Below are 16,410 nucleotides of genomic sequence, written 5' to 3'. Positions count from 1 at the left end.
GACTAGCCCCTTTCTGCTTCCTTGATCTGCTCTAGGCTAATTCGTCCACTGTAATAGGCCTTGCCCACAATGGCACCAGCCAAGCCCAGTTTTTTCAGCTCTTCTAAGTCATCCGCTGACTGAATACCACCAGAGGCAATGACATGAGCATGCTTGAGAGCTGCCAGCAATTTTTGATAATGCTGGATATTGGGGCCAGTCAGAGTCCCGTCTCGGTCCACATCTGTATAGACAAAGAGACGGACACCGATCTTTTCCATGGCCAGCGCCAGACTGATATAGTACTGATTGCTGGTTTCCAGCCAGCCCTCAGTCGCAACCAGCCCCTCTTTCGCATCAATGCCAATTACAATTTTGCTGCTTCCAAAGCGCTCCAGTGCGGCCTCGACAAAATCAGGATTCTTAACAGCCATGGAGCCAATAATGACACGGTCAATGCCAACCGCCAGGTAATCTTCAATCTGCTCCAGACTGCGAATGCCGCCCCCGACTTGGATGGCTAGACCAGTCTCCGCTTTAATCTGGGCAATCAAATCCCGATTGGCCGCCCGACCTTCTAAGGCCCCGTCCAAGTCAACCACATGAATCATGGTAACGCCGGCTTCTTTGAAAACTCGAGCTTGCTCCAAGACATCGGGATTGACTACCGTCTTCTGACTAAAATCCCCTTTTAAAAGGCGGACGGCCTGACCGTCTTTGATATCAATAGCGGGCAGTATTTTCATAGACATACTCCTTAAACTTCTCTAGAATACCGAGACCGACAGCACCAGACTTTTCTGGGTGAAACTGGCAGCCAAAGACCGAGCCTCTGCGAATCATGGCTGGAATAGGTAACCCATAATCAGCCGTCACATCCAAGTACTCCTCCGGAACATCTGTATAGTAGCTATGGACAAAATAGACTGACTGGCCCTCGAGACCAGCTGTCAAAGCAGACGACCGCTGGACCTGTAAGTCATTCCAGCCCATGTGAGGCACAGGCAGACCAGCCTGATCCGGAATCCGGCGGCAAACACCGGGAATCAAGCCCAGTCCAGAGCTTTGACCATTCTCCAATCCAGACTCCAGCAGGAGCTGCATGCCTAAGCAAATCCCCAAGAGAGGTTTGCCATCGGCCACAGCCTGCTGAATAACTGACACCAGCCCTCGCCTTTCCAACTCCTGCATGGCAGTAGGAAAAGCACCGACACCAGGTAAAACCAAACCATCAGCGTCCAAAATTTCCTGCGGGTCAGCTGACAGATGCGCTTCTACTCCGACCTGAGCCAGAGCGCGGAGGACATTGGCAGTATTTCCCGCGTCATAATCAATAACAATCATCATCTCTACATCAACTCCTTTCACTCAGAAGGACAAGCTAGAGCAAGCCCTTGGTGGAGTTGACTCCATGAATCTCTGGATTTATCGTAATAGCCTCCCGCAGAGCTCGTCCAGTCGCTTTAAAGAGGCTTTCTGCCTTGTGGTGACTGTTCTTGCCATGAAGGATTTTCAGGTGCAGATTCATCTGCAGATTAAAGGCTAGGGCTTGGAAAAATTCCTCCACCAGCTCGGTATCAAAATTCCCTAGCTTGGGATTATCAAAATCCGCCTCAAAGACCAGATAGGAGCGACCTGATAGGTCCAGACTGGCCATACCCAGCGTTTCGTCCATGGGCACAAAGCTAGTGCCGTAGCGGTTGATACCTGCCTTGTCTCCCAAAGCCTGACGCAGAGTCTGTCCTAATACGATGCCCACATCCTCAACCGTATGGTGGCTGTCCACCCATAGGTCGCCTTCAGCCTTAACCGTCAGAGAAATCCGACTGTGGCGGGCAAAAAGGGTCAGCATATGGTCAAAGAATCCGACACCGGTCTTGATAGCTACCGGCTCCTGTTGGTCAAGATTGACAGCCAGTTCAATATCGGTCTCCTGTGTTTTACGCTTGATTTCAGCTTGTCTCATGGCAACTCCTTTTATTTTTCCTGTCTGCGGGCTTCGATGGCCTTAGCATGTCCCTGCAGGCCTTCTGCATAGGCCAGACTGGTAATATCCTTGTCAGCCGCCCCTACAGCAGCACGGCTGTACTGGGTGTACTGGATGCGCTTGATGAAGTCATAGACACCCAGAGCTGATGAAAAACGGCTGGTGCTGGTTGTCGGTAAAACGTGGTTGGCTCCCGCATAGTAGTCACCAATCGGCTCACTGGTATAGTGTCCCAGAAAGACAGAGCCAGCATTTTCAACCTGATCCAGATAGCTGTAAGCATCATCCATGGCAATTTCCAAATGCTCCGGTGCCACCTGATTCATGAGCTCAAACATAGCTTCCTTAGAAGGCGCAAGAATGATGCGGCCATTATTCTCAATCGAAGCACGCGCGATTTCCTCTCGTGGCAGCTCTTTCAGCTGTCTATCCAGCTCTGCTTCGACTTGGTCTGCCAGCTCCTCCGAGTCGGTCACCAGAATAGCTCGAGCTAATTTGTCGTGCTCGGCTTGCGACAGGAGGTCAGCTGCCACATAGATTGGACTGGCTGAACGATCCGCAATGACTCCAATCTCCGAAGGCCCAGCAATCATGTCAATCCCCACGACACCATAAACCATCTTCTTGGCCGTAGCCACAAAGATATTGCCTGGTCCCGTTATCTTATCTACCTTGGGAATGGTCTCAGTTCCATAAGCCAGAGCTGCTACACCTTGGGCTCCGCCAATTTGGAAAATCCGATCCACACCAGCCAGCTTGGCTGCGACCAAAATCGCTGGGGTAAAGTGCTCTTGGGGCGGTGTAATCATGATGATTTCTTTGACACTGGCAATCTTAGCTGGGATAACATTCATGAGGACGGAGGACGGATAGGCTGCGGTGCCGCCAGGTACATAGGTGCCGACCCGCTCAATCGGCCTAATCAACTGACCACGGACAACGCCCTCACTGGGACTGTCCTCAAAACCAGTCTCCAACTGCTGGCGGTGGTAGGATTCGATATTAGCTTGGGCATTTTTCAAGGCGGCCAAGACCTCTGGATCAATCTCCTCAAAGGCCTGGTCAATCAACTCCTGCCCAATCTCAAAGTCTGTCACCTCAACCTTGTCAAAAAGCATGGTATAGTCTCTTAAAGCTTGGTCACCGTCTTGTTTGACCGTTTCAATAATCTCAGCCACCGCTTCTTCCACATCTAAGTTCTGCTGGCTGAGCTGCAGCTGCTCTTCGTATAAAATCCGTGAAATTTCTTCGTTACTTCCGCTTAAACGCTTGATAATTGTCATTTAAAAGCCACCTCTCTTCTTCCTACTAGGGATTCAATCTTTGCCACAAAAGGCATGATATTCGGGTTATTTTTCAGGGAAGCCTGATTGGCAATGAGCCGGGCTGACACCCGACAAATGTCCTCAAAAACCAGCAGGCCGTTAGCTGACAAGGTATGCCCCGTCTCCACAATATCAACAATGGCATCCGCCAAGCCCAGCACCGGTGAAATCTCCACACTGCCTTGGATGGAGATGATTTCCACATCTTCCCCTTTTTGATTAAAATAATCAGTCGCCACTGTCGGATACTTGGTCGCAATCCGCTTGCGCTTGTGATCATGAGGGTCATAGCTGGGCACCGAGGCCAGTGAGAATTTACAAAGGCCAAAGTTCAGATCCAGCAGCTCCAGATAGCCAGTCGGATGCTCAAAGAGAATATCCTTGCCGACAATGCCTAGATCAGCAACTCCGTGGCGCACATAGGTCGTCACGTCAGGCCCTTTGACCAAGAGAAAGCGAAAGCGACTGTCTGGACTTTCAAAAATCAAGCTGCGCCCCTTGTCTGCCATGAAGGACATATCAAAGCCAGCCTGGGTCAAGAGCTTGACCGTATCTTCCTCAATCCGCCCCTTGGTCAGGGCAATGGTAATCTGACTCATCTGCCATCACCTTCCTTTCCACCCTCGTCCGGTAGGTCATCATGAATGGCCTGATAGACACTGTCAATGTCTAGGGACCAGCCGATAGCTGTCAGCTCTGCTGCCCCGAAGCGCTTGAAAAGCTGATCATAGCGACCACCAGATAGAAAAGCATCTGGTACTCGGTCGCCAAAGACCTTGAAGGTCAGGCCGGTATAGTAAGGCATGGTCGCTACCTGCCCCAAGTCCATGGTCGTCTGATCCAGCAAGCCTGATAGACTCTGCAGAACCTGCTCCACATCATCTAGAGCCGTCAATATCTGCTCGTTGTCAACTATTTCTCTAGCCCTAGCTAAAACCTGTTGGCTAGGACCAAACAAATAGGGCAGCTCCTGCAAAAAATCATCAAATTCACTAGGTCTGGTCTGGGTGAATTCAAAGAGTCCCGTCCTGTTTTTCTTGCGAATATAATCAAGCAGCTGGGCCTCCTCCTGCGAATCCAAGGCCAGACTCTCTAGGATGGTCTGCAGGATCGCCGCATGGGAAAACTCGAACTGATAAGACTTAACCTGCGCCAAATCCAGCGATTGCTTGGCTGTCTTGATAGCCTCAAGCACCGCCTCACGAGCTGGATAGCCTATAATCTCAATACCAGCTTGGCTGAGCTCGTTGGCAAGACCACGCAGCTCTTCTTGATAGTGAAAGACCTTGCCTGAATAAGAAAACTTAGTCGGCGTATGGACCCTGGTCGAAGCAATAACCCGACCAATCTGGCTGGTCACATCTGGCCGCAGCACCAATAGCTCGCCTTTTTTATCGAAAAGATGATAATGATTGGGCTCCACATGGTCACTGAAGACCTCGAAGTGCTCCAAAGTCGGCGTGTCAATCCGATTGAAGCCCTGAGCCATCAGGAAATCACTGATGTCCCGCTCAATCTCGTAGGTCACACGCGCCCTCTTGAAAAGCTTGTCATGCATGCCAATCGGAAGGGTGATCTTATTCATAGGCTGCTTTCCTTTCTTGCTCTATTCTTACACTAGCTGGCTTTGAGTCAAACTCTCAGCTGCTGCAAATGTCCTTGATAGCTGCCAAGACTGTCTCCATCTCTTCTCGCCGTCCGATAGAGATACGCAGAGAGTCTTTGATTCGTTCTGCTTTTGGAAAATACCTCACATAAATCCGACGCTCCTCTAGCTGCTGAAAAAGCTCTGCTGCAGAGATTCTAGTAGGCTGGGCTAGGACAAAGTTGGTCTGACTGGGCAGGACTTGGAAATCCAGCGCAGCCAATTCTCCAGCAAACCAATCTCGGGTCTCTTGGATGGCTCTGCCGGTCTCCAAATAATAATCCCAATCTTCCACTGCCGCAAGGGCTAAGCGCTCTGCTAACATATCCACTGAGTAAGGATTGATGGAGTCCTTAACGGCTTTCATGACAGCTATTAAGTCTGGATGACCGATGCCGTAGCCTACCCGCAGACCAGCCAAGGCCGCGTCCTTGGAAAAGGTCCGTGTGATAAAGAGGTTGGGATAGGTTTTTAGAAGAGGCAGGGCAGATTGACCGCCAAAGTGAATATAAGCCTCATCCACCACCACGACCACATCTTGATTGGACGCTAGAATTTCTTCCAACTGATCCAGCGGCAGATAAATCCCCGTCGGGGCATTGGGATTAGCTAGGATAATGCCGCCATTATCTCCAAAATAATCGGAAGGATGGACCTCAAAATCAGCTGTCAGTGGGATTTCTCGAAAAGGCACATGGTAGAGGTCCGCCCAGACCTTGTAAAAACCATAGGTCAAATCCGGAAACAAGACCGACTCGCCGCTGTTAAAGAAAGCCAGGAAAGCCATGGACAAGATGTCGTCACTGCCGTTGCCAATAATGAGCTGATCGGGCGATACACCCAAGTTTGCTGCCAAAGCCTGACAGAGATCCGCCTGATCCAAACTGGAATACTTGCGCAACTCCTGAGCATCAAAGTTCTGCAGGGCCTCTGCCACCTTAGGACTCGGCCCATAAGCATTTTCATTGGTATTGAGCTTAATCATGTCTGGCTCATTGGGCTGTTGCCCCGCTACATAAGGATTGATCTGTCTGAGACCTTTTAGCTTCACCATCTTGCCACCTCTCTTTCACACACTAGCCATTATCTGACTCTGATTATCTTTTAAAACTTCTAATAAATGAAAAACGAAATTTACCGCTTTGCTAAAGGAAAATGGGGGAATCTTCTAGTTTAAATATAATAAAAAGCCCTCGCAAAAAAACTTTGCAAGGACGTTGACACGTGGTTCCACCTTTATTCGGACCCCAGTCGCCTGAGGACCCTCTGGGAGTACGAGACTCCAGATTGATAACGGCAATCAGCCGTCGGACACTAGTTTCAGACTGCTGACTGATTTCGCATCCGCACTCAAGAATGTGTCGTCTAAGGATTGCATGCCGTCTCACCATTAGGCACTCTCTGTTTCTTGTCTTAGACTTTTTCTCTCATCGCTTTCAATTTATTGTTGAATATTCTACATGAATTTTTATTAAAAAGCAAGAGGAAAATTGAAAAAAATTAAATATTTTTTTCTTTCTAAATGAATTAACGCTCTTTCAGCATAGCACTGGACAAATCCAACATATTGATTGCTGTTTCAAAATGCTCCCCCATCAGATCATAGACAGCATCTTCGCTTAAGACGCCGCAAGCTATATTTTTAGGGAAATCCGGGCCATTCGAGAACTCTAAATCATCAAAAAATTCCTGACCAGTATAGTAGTCCCTCAGCTGGATATAATCTGACTGGCAGCGCTCCAGCTCAGCTAAAGCTTCCTGAGCTATTGCCAATACCTGAGAATATTTATTCAGGTGCTTTTCCATTTTTTGAATGCGTTCTAACTGTTCCACAGGCTTCCTTCCTTTCCAGACATGACAAGCTAATCAATCCACCTTAACTACCTGCAGCTGCTCACCGCCAAGCAGAATCAAATATTTTTCAATCTGCGAAATGCCATAAGAACGGCTGAGAGCTTGAGCATATAAGTCTAGCTGGCCACAATAGCGAGCAATCAACTCAGACGAATCCTTGTATTTATCCGTCTTGTAGTCAAAGAGAATGATTCGGTCCTCAAAAAGCAGGTAACCATCCAAAATCCCCCGCAAAACAAAGTTCTGACCGCTAGCGTCATCCCTCTTGAGCATGGCAAATGGTGCTTCTCGACGAACTCTATCACTGTTCTCAATCAAGAGTCGCCCCAAATCCGTCTCGAAAAACGATGCAATCTTAGGCAGCTGAATCTGCTTTTTGACCGCTTCATCGGCCTGAACCTGAGTTAAAGCAGAACGAAGTACAGCCATGCTGGGACTGCTATCCAAAGGAATCCGTTGCATGAGTTCATGAACAGCACTGCCGACTTGCGCTCCAGTCACTTTGGCTTTCTTGCCAAAATCAGGCAAGTCAAAGTTAGGCTGAGGCCGAAAAGCTGCTCGCTCATCCATGATATCCAGGCCATCCGTATCCATGATCGGCTCATAAAACTTCTTAATCTGGCTTGGAGTTCGCACACTAGGAAGCTCAATGGCAGAGCGATACTGGCTATTCAGCCGGTCCACGCTTTCTAAAATATCCAGAGCCCGACGGATATCGTCCGACTGACGATTATCTGCCAAATCATCTGCTGGAAAGAACAGAGGCTCATTAATTCGCCCTATCTCTTCAGCAGTTAGCTCCTCATCAGTAACAAAACGGGTCTCGTAGGCGAGATTCTCATCAGAAAAAACAGCCTGAATAGCATAGAGCCAGTCTTGGAAATTACTGAGCTGGCTACGCAGACTGGCAGACAAACGTCCTTGTTGGCTCTTGCCCCACTGACGCTTGTCCAAGGCCTCTTGACTGCCCTTTCCGACCAGATAAAGCTTGGTTTCAGCCCGCGTCATGGCCACATAAAGCAAACGCATTTGCTCAGACAGACTTGCCAACTGCAGTTCTGCAAGATTCTGCTGATAAGGCAGCGTATCCATGGAAATGCGCAGCTGATTCGGCGCATAGGGGTCTTCCACAGACACCGATACATCCGCCACATACTTGATGCCGACTCCCTTGGTCCGGCTAAGGATAATAGCAGAGCTGCTATCCTGACGGTTGAAGGCCTTGTCCATATTGAGCAGGAAGACATACTTGAACTCCAGCCCCTTACTCTTATGAATGGTCATGAGACGAACGGCGTCCTTAGGCGCCGCCACTGGCACACTGGCCAGATCGTGTTGATTTTCCAAGATACGGTCAATCATCCCGATAAAGCGAGACAGGCCTTTAAAGCTAGACTTTTCATACTCATTAGCCCGCAAAGAGAGAGCATAGAGATTGGCCTGTCTCTGGGCACCATTGGCCAGAGTTCCCACCATGTCATAGTAGAAACGATCCTGATAGATCTTCCAAATCAAATCATACAGGGAGTGCGTCTTGGAATAGGTCCGCCAGTCTTGCAGGGTCTCATGGAAATGCTGCAGCTTTTTCTGCAGTTCCTGAGTGACTAAAGCAGGGTGCAAGCCTCTTCCTTCAAGGGCATTGACAAATTTTTCATAGAGATTTTCCTGAGAATGCTCTTGACTGGCCTGCAGGGACAGTCGAGCCAGCTCGTCCTCACCAAAGTCAAACATGGGAGACTTGAGAAGGGCGGTCAGGGCATAGTCATTCAGCGGATTATTGATGGTCCGCAGGGTATCCAGCATGACTAAGACCTCAACTGACTGCAGATAGTTTGCGGCGCCATCATCTGGTACCAACGGAATCTGGTGCTGCTCAAAGGCAGCTAAAATCAAATCATTGCGGGTTCTGGATGCCGTCAGCAGCGTAATATCTTTAAAAGCCACTCCTTCTTCATTATGCAGGCGGATGATTTCCTTGATGACTAGATCCACTTCTCCAGCTGATACTGCCTGTGGCAAGCCTTCATCAGCCTCCTCTTCCAGACTCTCCTTGGAGCCTTCATAGATTAAGAAGGAAGCGCGGTTAGCTGGATTAGGCTCGCGTTTGGCAGGATTTCCAGCCACCAGATAGTGGGTTTCGTTGTAGTCGATTTCACCAACTTCTTCATCCATCAGACGTTTGAAAACATCATTGGTTGCTTCTAGCACCTCAAGATGACTACGGAAATTTTCCTTAAGGACAATCAGCTTGCCCTGGCTGCTATCCTCTTGATAAGCCTTAAACTTATCACTGAAAATCTGCGGATCCGCTTGACGGAAGCGGTAGATAGACTGCTTGATATCACCTACCATAAAGCGATTTTGCCCTCTGGAAAGCAAGTCCAGCATGCGCTCCTGCGTGTGGTTGGTATCCTGATACTCATCCACCATGACCTCGTGGTAACGTTCCTGATAAAAGCGATGCACCTCTGGGAATCTCTCTAAAATTTCAATAGCAAAATGGCTGATGTCTCCAAATTCAAAGGCATTTTCTGCTTTCTTACGCTCTAAGTAAGCCTGTGCAAAGTCCGCCACAAAATCCCGCAGAAGCTCAACCAGAGGCAGACATTCATCCTGATGCTGCTCAATAAAGTCCAGCTGATAAAGCTGCTGGTCAAAGCTTCGTAGCCGCTCAATCATAGGCTTCCTGGCTTCATTGTAGTCCTTGGCCATTTCTTTTTTGAGCTCATCTGCATTCTTGCCAACCCGAGCTGTAAAGGCTTGGCCATTGGACAGTTGGGAAAGGGCCACGATCTGTTTGAGAATCTGAGCTGTTTCTTCTATCGAGGGCAGTTCATTCAGCCCTGCTAAGGCGGTCAGAGCGTCTTGGACATTCTCCTGATACTTGGCGCCCACAAACTCTCTTCCTTCATGCTCCAGATGGGCAGAAAAGAAAGCTTCCAGCTCCCAAAGGGCTGATTTGATTTGACCAAATATCCGCTCTCTCTCTGCTGCAAAGTCACTGTGCTCATAGCCATAGAGGAAGGTTTCCTCCAGCCAGCGCTGAGGACTGCTGGTTGACTGTAGAAAGCTGTAAATCCGATAAACTTGCTCCCGAAAGCCTGATAAATCCTTGCGCTTACCAGTAAAATTTTTTACCAAACGGCTAAACAAAGCCTGATGCTCGCTGGCATAGTAACAGTCAAACACTTGGCTGAAAACTTCATTTTGCAGAATCAGCTGCTCACTGGCAGACTGGAGAATCCGAAAGTTCGGTGCCAAACCAAGCAGGTAACCATAGCGACTAAACACTTTCTGGGTAAAGGCGTCCATGGTACCAATATCGGCATTGGGCAGATCAGCTAATTGCTGGGCCAAATGTTGCTTGAGTTCAGGACTCTTGGCCTCCTTCAAGGCCTGGCCCAATTCCTTCTCCAGCCTCTCTTTTAGCTCGCCTGCCGCCTTGACGGTAAAGGTTGAGATAAAGAGCTGCCTGACAGCAACACCCCGAAGAATCTGGTCTATGATTCGCTGGACCATGACAAAGGTCTTACCTGATCCGGCCGAAGCGGAGACCAGAATATTCTGGCCAGAGGAGTAGATGGCCTCAATCTGCTCTGCCGTCTTTTTCTGCGACTTGTCCGAAGCAGCTTCTTGGGCTTGCTTAAGAGCAATTTCTTCTGCAGTTAAAAAAGGAATTCTCTTCATTTTTCCATCTCCTCCCTCATCTTTTCTAGCCAGGCCTGGCGCAACTTCTCACCAGTCGGCCGTCTGTCATACTTGCTTGTATCCAGCTTTTCCAGCTGCCGTGCCTGTCCTAGATGGAGATTGGCTTCAAAGCCAGTAATAGCCTTAAACTGCTCTACATAAGGAGCAATGCTGCGCCCATTCTCTGTATAAGGATTGACTGCAAAATGGCCTGATAAAATGCCTTCTGCAGCTTTTTTATAGAGATAAGCATTGTAGGCCAGCAGCAAGTCCAAGTCTTCCTGACTCAGCAAGTTGGTCTTATTTTTCTCATAGAGCGGACCAAGCTCCTTGACAGCGTCAGCCACAAAAAGTCCCTTGTACTGGAGTGGCTTCATAGACTGATTGACTGCATCCGACAAGGTCTTGGTATCTTTAAGCGCCACAATCGGATCGGTCATCTGCAAATACATGGCGCCAAAAGTTCCCTTATCCTCTTGATAGTCTGCTAACTCCTCAATCGCTGCCAGATAGGTCGGCAGCTGAGAATTCAGTCCATTAAAGAACTTTTCAAAGCTGAACTTAATATCGCCAGACTTATAGTCCACCACTCCCAGACTTTCGATCTTGGTCAGACGGTCAATCCGGTCCACCTTACCGCTCACGGTCACGGCTCTGCCATTTTCCAAGGTCAGGAAAGGCTTAGAAGCTGAGCCAAAGCCAGTCTCCTCGCCAATGGTCTCAATCCCAGTTGGATGAGCCAGCACGCGGCCGGTCGCCCGCGCCGTATCTAGCAAGAGCTGGCGCGCAAAACGGGTCTGACCTGACTCACTGTAGATACTCTCAAACTCGGCCTCTCGACTGGTCTCTTCCATAGCCTGCGCTAAACGCCGGTCAAAATCAGCTGACGAATCATCCTGCAGGACCTTTTCAAAGATCCGGTGAAGGAAAATCCCATGACTGCGAGCATCTGGATGAATGGTCCACTCTTCCTGCAAGCGCAGAACATACTTGAGAAAATAAGCATACTGATGCCGGAAATATTCGTTTAGAGCAGACGCTGAAAGTCGGAGAGGCTGCTCCTGAGGGTAGAGGGCTTGCAGAGTTTCCAGTTGTAGAGACTCTGTTTTTAGTTCCTTACTAATTTGCGGAATGCTAATTCCTTCTGCAGCCAATTTCTTGCGGAGAACCCGCACAGCCACCGCCCAAAAAGTCTGCTCCTCTGCTGTCCACTCTCGGTCAATCTCCTCTTGGTGGAGCTCGATGATTTGAGACAAGAGAGCTCGGTAGCTGCCAATATCATCACTGGAAGCCTGAGGCTTTTTGACAATGATGGGCAAGGAAAGTGGAGCTGCAGTCAATTCCAGTAGATAGGTCGACATGCTGTCCTCTACTTCATTGACCAAGGCTGGCGCAGACAAGACCAGCTCTTTGGTAGCAGAATTCATCAGCGACAGAGCCGTATAGCGATTCTTCTTGAGATTTTCTGAGCTAACAATCTGGAGTTCCGCCTGAGAATCCGTTGCGTCATTGAGCCAAGCCCTATCTTCATCACTGAGCAAACTCTTGTTTTGCGCGATTTTCGGGAAACGCTCCTGGGTCAATCCAATCGCATAGACATAAGGAGCAGCTAAAGGCTCTATCAGGTCATAAGACTGGACCTTGACCACATCTACTGTCGCCGGCACCGTCCGATAGTTGGACAAAAGCATACCTGACAGGATCAAGGCTAGAAAATCGTCTAGTTTGACCTTACTATCTGCAAAGACCTGAGCAAACTGCTCTAAGACATGGCTGAAAGCCTTCCAGACTTCCTCATGGCGCTCCTGCTCCTGCTGACTTTCTCCCTGCAGCAGAGCCGTCAAATTGTCAGACAAACGGGCCGCTTGGACAAATTCTGTAAATTTAGCTAAGAGCCCCGACGTTGTCTGGCTACGGGATTTGAAAAAATCTTGCAATGGAGTCATAACCCGACGACGAATATGATTGAGACGGTCTAGGTCAAATTTCCCTTGGCTATTGGCCGTGAAATCCTTGGCTAGCTTGCCGGCTCCCTTAATGTCTGCAAAGCGCAGATATTGCTCAAAATGATCCAGCTCCTCTTGAGCCAAATCGCCATAGAGCTCCGTCTTTAAGAGATTGAGCAGGTCTTCCAGTTGGAAATTATAGCGTTTGAGCCGCTCTAAGGACTCGACAAACTGAACCAGCGGATGCTGGGCCATTGACTCGCTCCGCCCTAAATAGTAGGGAATCTGATATTGGTCAAAAATGGTCTTGAGCTGAAGCTGGTAGGCTTCCACATCTCCCAAAAGCAGACGAATATCCTTATAGCGCACACCATCATGAACCCGCTGCCGGATGGACTTAGCCACATACTCCAACTCTTCTTTCTGGTTCATAGTAGCCCAAATTTGAAGCTGTGAGCGGTCTGTCTCACTAACTTCAACAGCCTGCTCAGAAAAATCATAGCGACTCTCCAAGACCTTGGAAATCCGTCCAAAGGCATCTTCTGCTCCCGCATGAGAGATATAGTCAGGCTTGACCTGATAGTCCTCGGCTAGCTTTCTCAAAAAATCCACGCTGGCCTGATAGAGATTGCCCTCACGAAAGGCTGCTCGATAGGCTTTTTGGCTGGCATAGGTCCCAATGACAATCTCCACACCTTTCCGATGCAGAAGACCGACTAAGTATTCCTCTTCGGCAGAAAAACGAGTAAAGCCATCAATGACCAGGGCCAAAGTCTCCAACTCCTCATCCGTATCACCAGCCAGAATATGCTGGGCAAAAGCAGCAATCTGAGAAGACGAATCAAAATCGCCCTTATTCAGAGCAGCAGTCACCGCTGTAAAAATCTTGACCAGATCCTCTCGCTTCTCAGGCTCCTCAAGAAATTCCAGATCCGCAAAGGACATCTGGGCTGTCTGCAGTTCATGGTAAAGATCCATCAGCTGCTGGATAAACTGGGAATCCTTCTTAATCCGGCCATAGACCTTAAGCTCTCCATCATCTAACTCTGTCAAGGTCCGATAAATCAGCATTCCCAGACCAATATCGTCCAAACTCTGCCCTTGCCGAACATCATTGAGGACAAAATACCGAGCCATCTGGGCAAAGCGCGTCACCGTAATGGCAAAGGAAGCCTGAGTTTTCAGGCACTCCAAAACCGCCCGCTCCTTCTCAAAAGAAAGCGAATTAGGCGCAATATAAAAGACTCGCTTACCAGCCGCCACCAAGCTCTCAGCCTCAGCCACCAAAACCTTGGTCAAAGAATGGCGAATATCTGTATAAAGTAATTTCATAGCCTGCCTTTTCCTCTAGAAAATATAGGAACATTATACCATTTTTGCCAATAATTCTCATGGAGAATAGTCCCAAAGCCCAATTAGAACTCAACGTCCAAATAGAGCTTTAATAACTAGCCTCATCATGCTAAGAAACAAACGAAAAAGCCACTGCTTCCAGTGACTTCCTAAGGCTCTCATTTTTTTCAAAGTAAGAGTTCATTTGATTTTATGCTTATTCATCTTTTCTTCAAAAATGCTTGTCATAATCACGCGCAATTCCTCTCTTTCCTTGTCAGGAAGTTCGCCTTGCTGCTTAGCAACAGCGAATAGTTCAGGATATTGCTTAGCAACTCTCTCAACTGTCTTGGTCGTCGCATGCCCTCTCACGAAGAAAGGAATCCTCTTAATCCATTCCTTGGGCACAAGTGCTAAAATCTTTTGGGCAGCTTCCTTATCGGAAATTTCTGCAGTGCTGAGCCCTTGATTAATCTGCTCCTGTTCCTTTTTTGTAAAATCTTTTAATTCCATACGCTAAATCTCCCAGTTCTATTTTCTTAATGCTAACTAAAGCACACTACTTACCCTCTACCCACTTATCGTTGTCCATGATAAAAGGTTTGGCCAGTCCTTCCCCTGTGTAGTCCTTATATTTGGTCTGCAAGTATTTGTAGACATCTTCCTTGGTCGCAAACTTGATTGCCTGGTATGGCTCTTCAAAGGTCAGCTTTTCGACAAACAGATAGCCGTCTTTATCTGGAACCAAGACGCCGACATGACCTACAAAGAGAGAATCACCGTCAAGATTGTCGTGGACAATGACTGAAAGCATCCGTGCTTTTTCACTAAATTTGAACTGTTTGAAGTATTCCTCCATCTTCTTAGCATGGACTTTTACATCTTGAGTCGCTTCAGTCTTGACTCTTGAAAACAGGATATTAAATTCTTCCTTATCCTTGGCATCAAAGAGCTTGCCCTTGTCAATCGAATCATTATCTATGAACAAGAGTTCGTCATCTTTTTCGATTTGAGGGATGTCGATGCTATTTTTCAACAAAGTGTAAGTATTAATCCGACAATTTGTCCCGATAAAATCGCCCTTTTTTGCCTGCCACAGAGGATTGATTTTTTCTACGTCATATTCAGTTTTGGTAAACTTAGTGAAATCGCCCCTTAATCCAGTAGAGCCGACAAGTCCATTGTAGTCATTGACTAGATTGACAAAGTTATCGACACTGTCTTTATCCAAGTCAGCAGCCAACAAACTCCTCACTTCTTCGACACTCTTTTTACTGTTTAGATTTGAATAAGTCGATGTAGTTTGACTTGTTTCTTTATTTTTCTGCGAACTAGCGCATGCTGCCATCCCAAAAGCTAAAGCTAAGCAGGCGCAGGACATGATTATTTTGCTGTATTTCTTCATTCTTATTTCTCTCCAATTCTTGTCTTCTATAGATTATTTTGCCTTGCAATTTTTTTGATGTGCCTTCAATTTTTTCATGGCCCAGTCATAATGGCTAGAAGTTGCACTTACAAAATAGGAACCTAGTACAGTCCCTCCGACCCATTTATAGACATTTTTTGAAAATAATTCTTCATTTGTAAATGTGTTAGCTAAGTTCAAAACATCTTGATGGGACTGACGAAAGATCTCAGTTGCCTCTTCAAGAGAAGTATTCTGATGTTTCTTCCAAAATTCCAGATTCAGCTCTCCATAGGTCCTCCAGTTGTAGGGCGCAGGAAGAAAGGGCTGCTCTTGCCCCTTTTGATTGGAATACACCCAATCCAACAAGAGCTGATGCCATTCATAGAGGTGAATCAAAACATCTCTTACATTTTTATCTCGTCTCCAATGGGCCTCTTTCTTCTTTTCATCCCGAGAAAAATCAAAAGGGGTATGTAACTCTTGATCAGATAATTTGGAAATGAGAGTTTGTAACTTCTCATAGTTTTCCTTAGCAGCTAGCATCAACTCTTCTTTAGTTTTCGGTCTAGGCATAAGATTGCACTCCTTGCATAGTTAAAGCTTAATCATTACGAAACGAATGTTCAGAAACCCATTTTGAGTAGCTTTTTAAATTTTGCTCCGACAGCGATTCAACCGCTATTCTTACACACATTTCAACCGCTTCTTCAAGTGTAACAGAAAAATGATAACCGTTTAATCGCAAAAATTTTACTAAAACATAAAAAGCCGTTCGTTTATTAGCACTAGCAAAAACATGCTTTTTTATCAATTGAACAAATAAAATTGTCGCCTTATCAAAGATTGATGGATAAAGAGGTTTCCCAAAAACAAATTGTTCAGGTAAGTTCACAATCATATTTAGTGCTGATGGACTAATCGTCTTGATTTGTTCTTTCGGAGAATAGCGCTGAATAACTAAAGTATTAATCTTTGCAATTTGCTTTTCTGTTAAATAGACTGTCATTTTTCCACCAAAGCTTTAAAAATATCATCGTATTCATCAAAAATATTATCTAAATCCAATTCAAAAGATTCGTCAGAAATATAAGTAACCTGATTTTCAGTCTTTTCTGGAGTAAAGACAATTTCGCCACTCGGTAACAATTTAGCATCGTAATGCACGCCACTCGGAATATTAAATTCACTTGGAATCGTTATTGTTATAGAATTCCCTTGTTTTCTAGTTTTTACTGCCATCTTGCTTC

15 protein-coding genes are annotated in these 16,410 nt (G+C 47.1%); all 15 read right to left on the bottom strand.

The window, feature by feature from the left end:
- Positions 1-2: 2 nt before the first annotated feature.
- The 15 genes from hisA to MFP28_RS04850 all read right to left on the bottom strand — a co-directional run bounded on the left by hisA (position 3) and on the right by MFP28_RS04850 (position 16,402).
- A complete protein-coding gene (gene hisA, locus MFP28_RS04920) occupies positions 3-725 on the bottom strand; it encodes a 1-(5-phosphoribosyl)-5-[(5-phosphoribosylamino)methylideneamino]imidazole-4-carboxamide isomerase (protein ID WP_002906294.1) in 723 nt (240 codons plus the stop codon).
- Entirely contained in the window at positions 703-1,326 is a 624-nt protein-coding gene (gene hisH / locus MFP28_RS04915; protein ID WP_032915864.1) for an imidazole glycerol phosphate synthase subunit HisH, read from the bottom strand. Before hisH ends, hisA begins: the two co-directional genes overlap by 23 nt.
- Before the next feature lie 34 nt (positions 1,327-1,360).
- Positions 1,361-1,945: an imidazoleglycerol-phosphate dehydratase HisB gene (gene hisB, locus MFP28_RS04910; RefSeq protein WP_002906292.1), complete on the bottom strand. Its 585-nt coding sequence runs from the start codon at positions 1,943-1,945 to the stop codon at positions 1,361-1,363.
- 11 nt (positions 1,946-1,956) lie between these two features.
- Complete coding sequence (hisD, locus tag MFP28_RS04905; RefSeq protein WP_002906291.1) at positions 1,957-3,249, bottom strand: histidinol dehydrogenase; 1,293 nt, start codon at positions 3,247-3,249, stop codon at positions 1,957-1,959.
- The gene (gene hisG, locus MFP28_RS04900; protein WP_002906290.1) at positions 3,246-3,890 is read right to left on the bottom strand and encodes an ATP phosphoribosyltransferase; all 645 of its coding nucleotides are present in this window, start codon (positions 3,888-3,890) and stop codon (positions 3,246-3,248) included. Before hisG ends, hisD begins: the two co-directional genes overlap by 4 nt.
- Positions 3,887-4,876 (bottom strand): ATP phosphoribosyltransferase regulatory subunit, encoded by a 990-nt coding sequence (locus MFP28_RS04895; RefSeq protein WP_002906289.1) that lies wholly within the window; start codon positions 4,874-4,876, stop codon positions 3,887-3,889. Before MFP28_RS04895 ends, hisG begins: the two co-directional genes overlap by 4 nt.
- Before the next feature lie 55 nt (positions 4,877-4,931).
- Positions 4,932-5,990, bottom strand: a complete 1,059-nt coding sequence (hisC, locus tag MFP28_RS04890; RefSeq protein WP_002906288.1) for a histidinol-phosphate transaminase — start codon at positions 5,988-5,990, stop codon at positions 4,932-4,934.
- A gap of 473 nt (positions 5,991-6,463) precedes the next feature.
- Positions 6,464-6,769 carry a DUF4298 domain-containing protein gene (locus tag MFP28_RS04885; protein ID WP_002906287.1) on the bottom strand — a complete coding sequence of 102 codons (306 nt, stop codon included), beginning with the start codon at positions 6,767-6,769 and terminating at the stop codon, positions 6,464-6,466.
- 33 nt (positions 6,770-6,802) lie between these two features.
- Positions 6,803-10,477: a helicase-exonuclease AddAB subunit AddA gene (gene addA, locus MFP28_RS04880; protein WP_002906286.1), complete on the bottom strand. Its 3,675-nt coding sequence runs from the start codon at positions 10,475-10,477 to the stop codon at positions 6,803-6,805.
- Positions 10,474-13,755, bottom strand: coding sequence for an ATP-dependent nuclease subunit B (gene rexB, locus MFP28_RS04875; RefSeq protein WP_002906285.1), 3,282 nt, complete (start codon positions 13,753-13,755; stop codon positions 10,474-10,476). Before rexB ends, addA begins: the two co-directional genes overlap by 4 nt.
- Before the next feature lie 201 nt (positions 13,756-13,956).
- Positions 13,957-14,268 carry a hypothetical protein gene (locus tag MFP28_RS04870; protein ID WP_002906284.1) on the bottom strand — a complete coding sequence of 104 codons (312 nt, stop codon included), beginning with the start codon at positions 14,266-14,268 and terminating at the stop codon, positions 13,957-13,959.
- A gap of 46 nt (positions 14,269-14,314) precedes the next feature.
- Complete coding sequence (locus MFP28_RS04865) at positions 14,315-15,160, bottom strand: DUF4300 family protein (protein WP_002906283.1); 846 nt, start codon at positions 15,158-15,160, stop codon at positions 14,315-14,317.
- A gap of 33 nt (positions 15,161-15,193) precedes the next feature.
- Positions 15,194-15,736 (bottom strand): ClbS/DfsB family four-helix bundle protein, encoded by a 543-nt coding sequence (locus MFP28_RS04860; protein WP_002906282.1) that lies wholly within the window; start codon positions 15,734-15,736, stop codon positions 15,194-15,196.
- 28 nt (positions 15,737-15,764) lie between these two features.
- Positions 15,765-16,169, bottom strand: coding sequence for a type II toxin-antitoxin system death-on-curing family toxin (locus MFP28_RS04855; protein WP_002906281.1), 405 nt, complete (start codon positions 16,167-16,169; stop codon positions 15,765-15,767).
- Positions 16,166-16,402 (bottom strand): AbrB family transcriptional regulator, encoded by a 237-nt coding sequence (locus MFP28_RS04850; protein WP_002897305.1) that lies wholly within the window; start codon positions 16,400-16,402, stop codon positions 16,166-16,168. Before MFP28_RS04850 ends, MFP28_RS04855 begins: the two co-directional genes overlap by 4 nt.
- Positions 16,403-16,410: the final 8 nt, after the last annotated feature.

It is taken from the genome of Streptococcus sanguinis, from assembly GCF_050234405.1.
GTDB classification, from domain to species: Bacteria; Bacillota; Bacilli; order Lactobacillales; family Streptococcaceae; genus Streptococcus; species Streptococcus sanguinis_W.
This window is presented reverse-complemented; position numbering and strand designations above follow the sequence as displayed.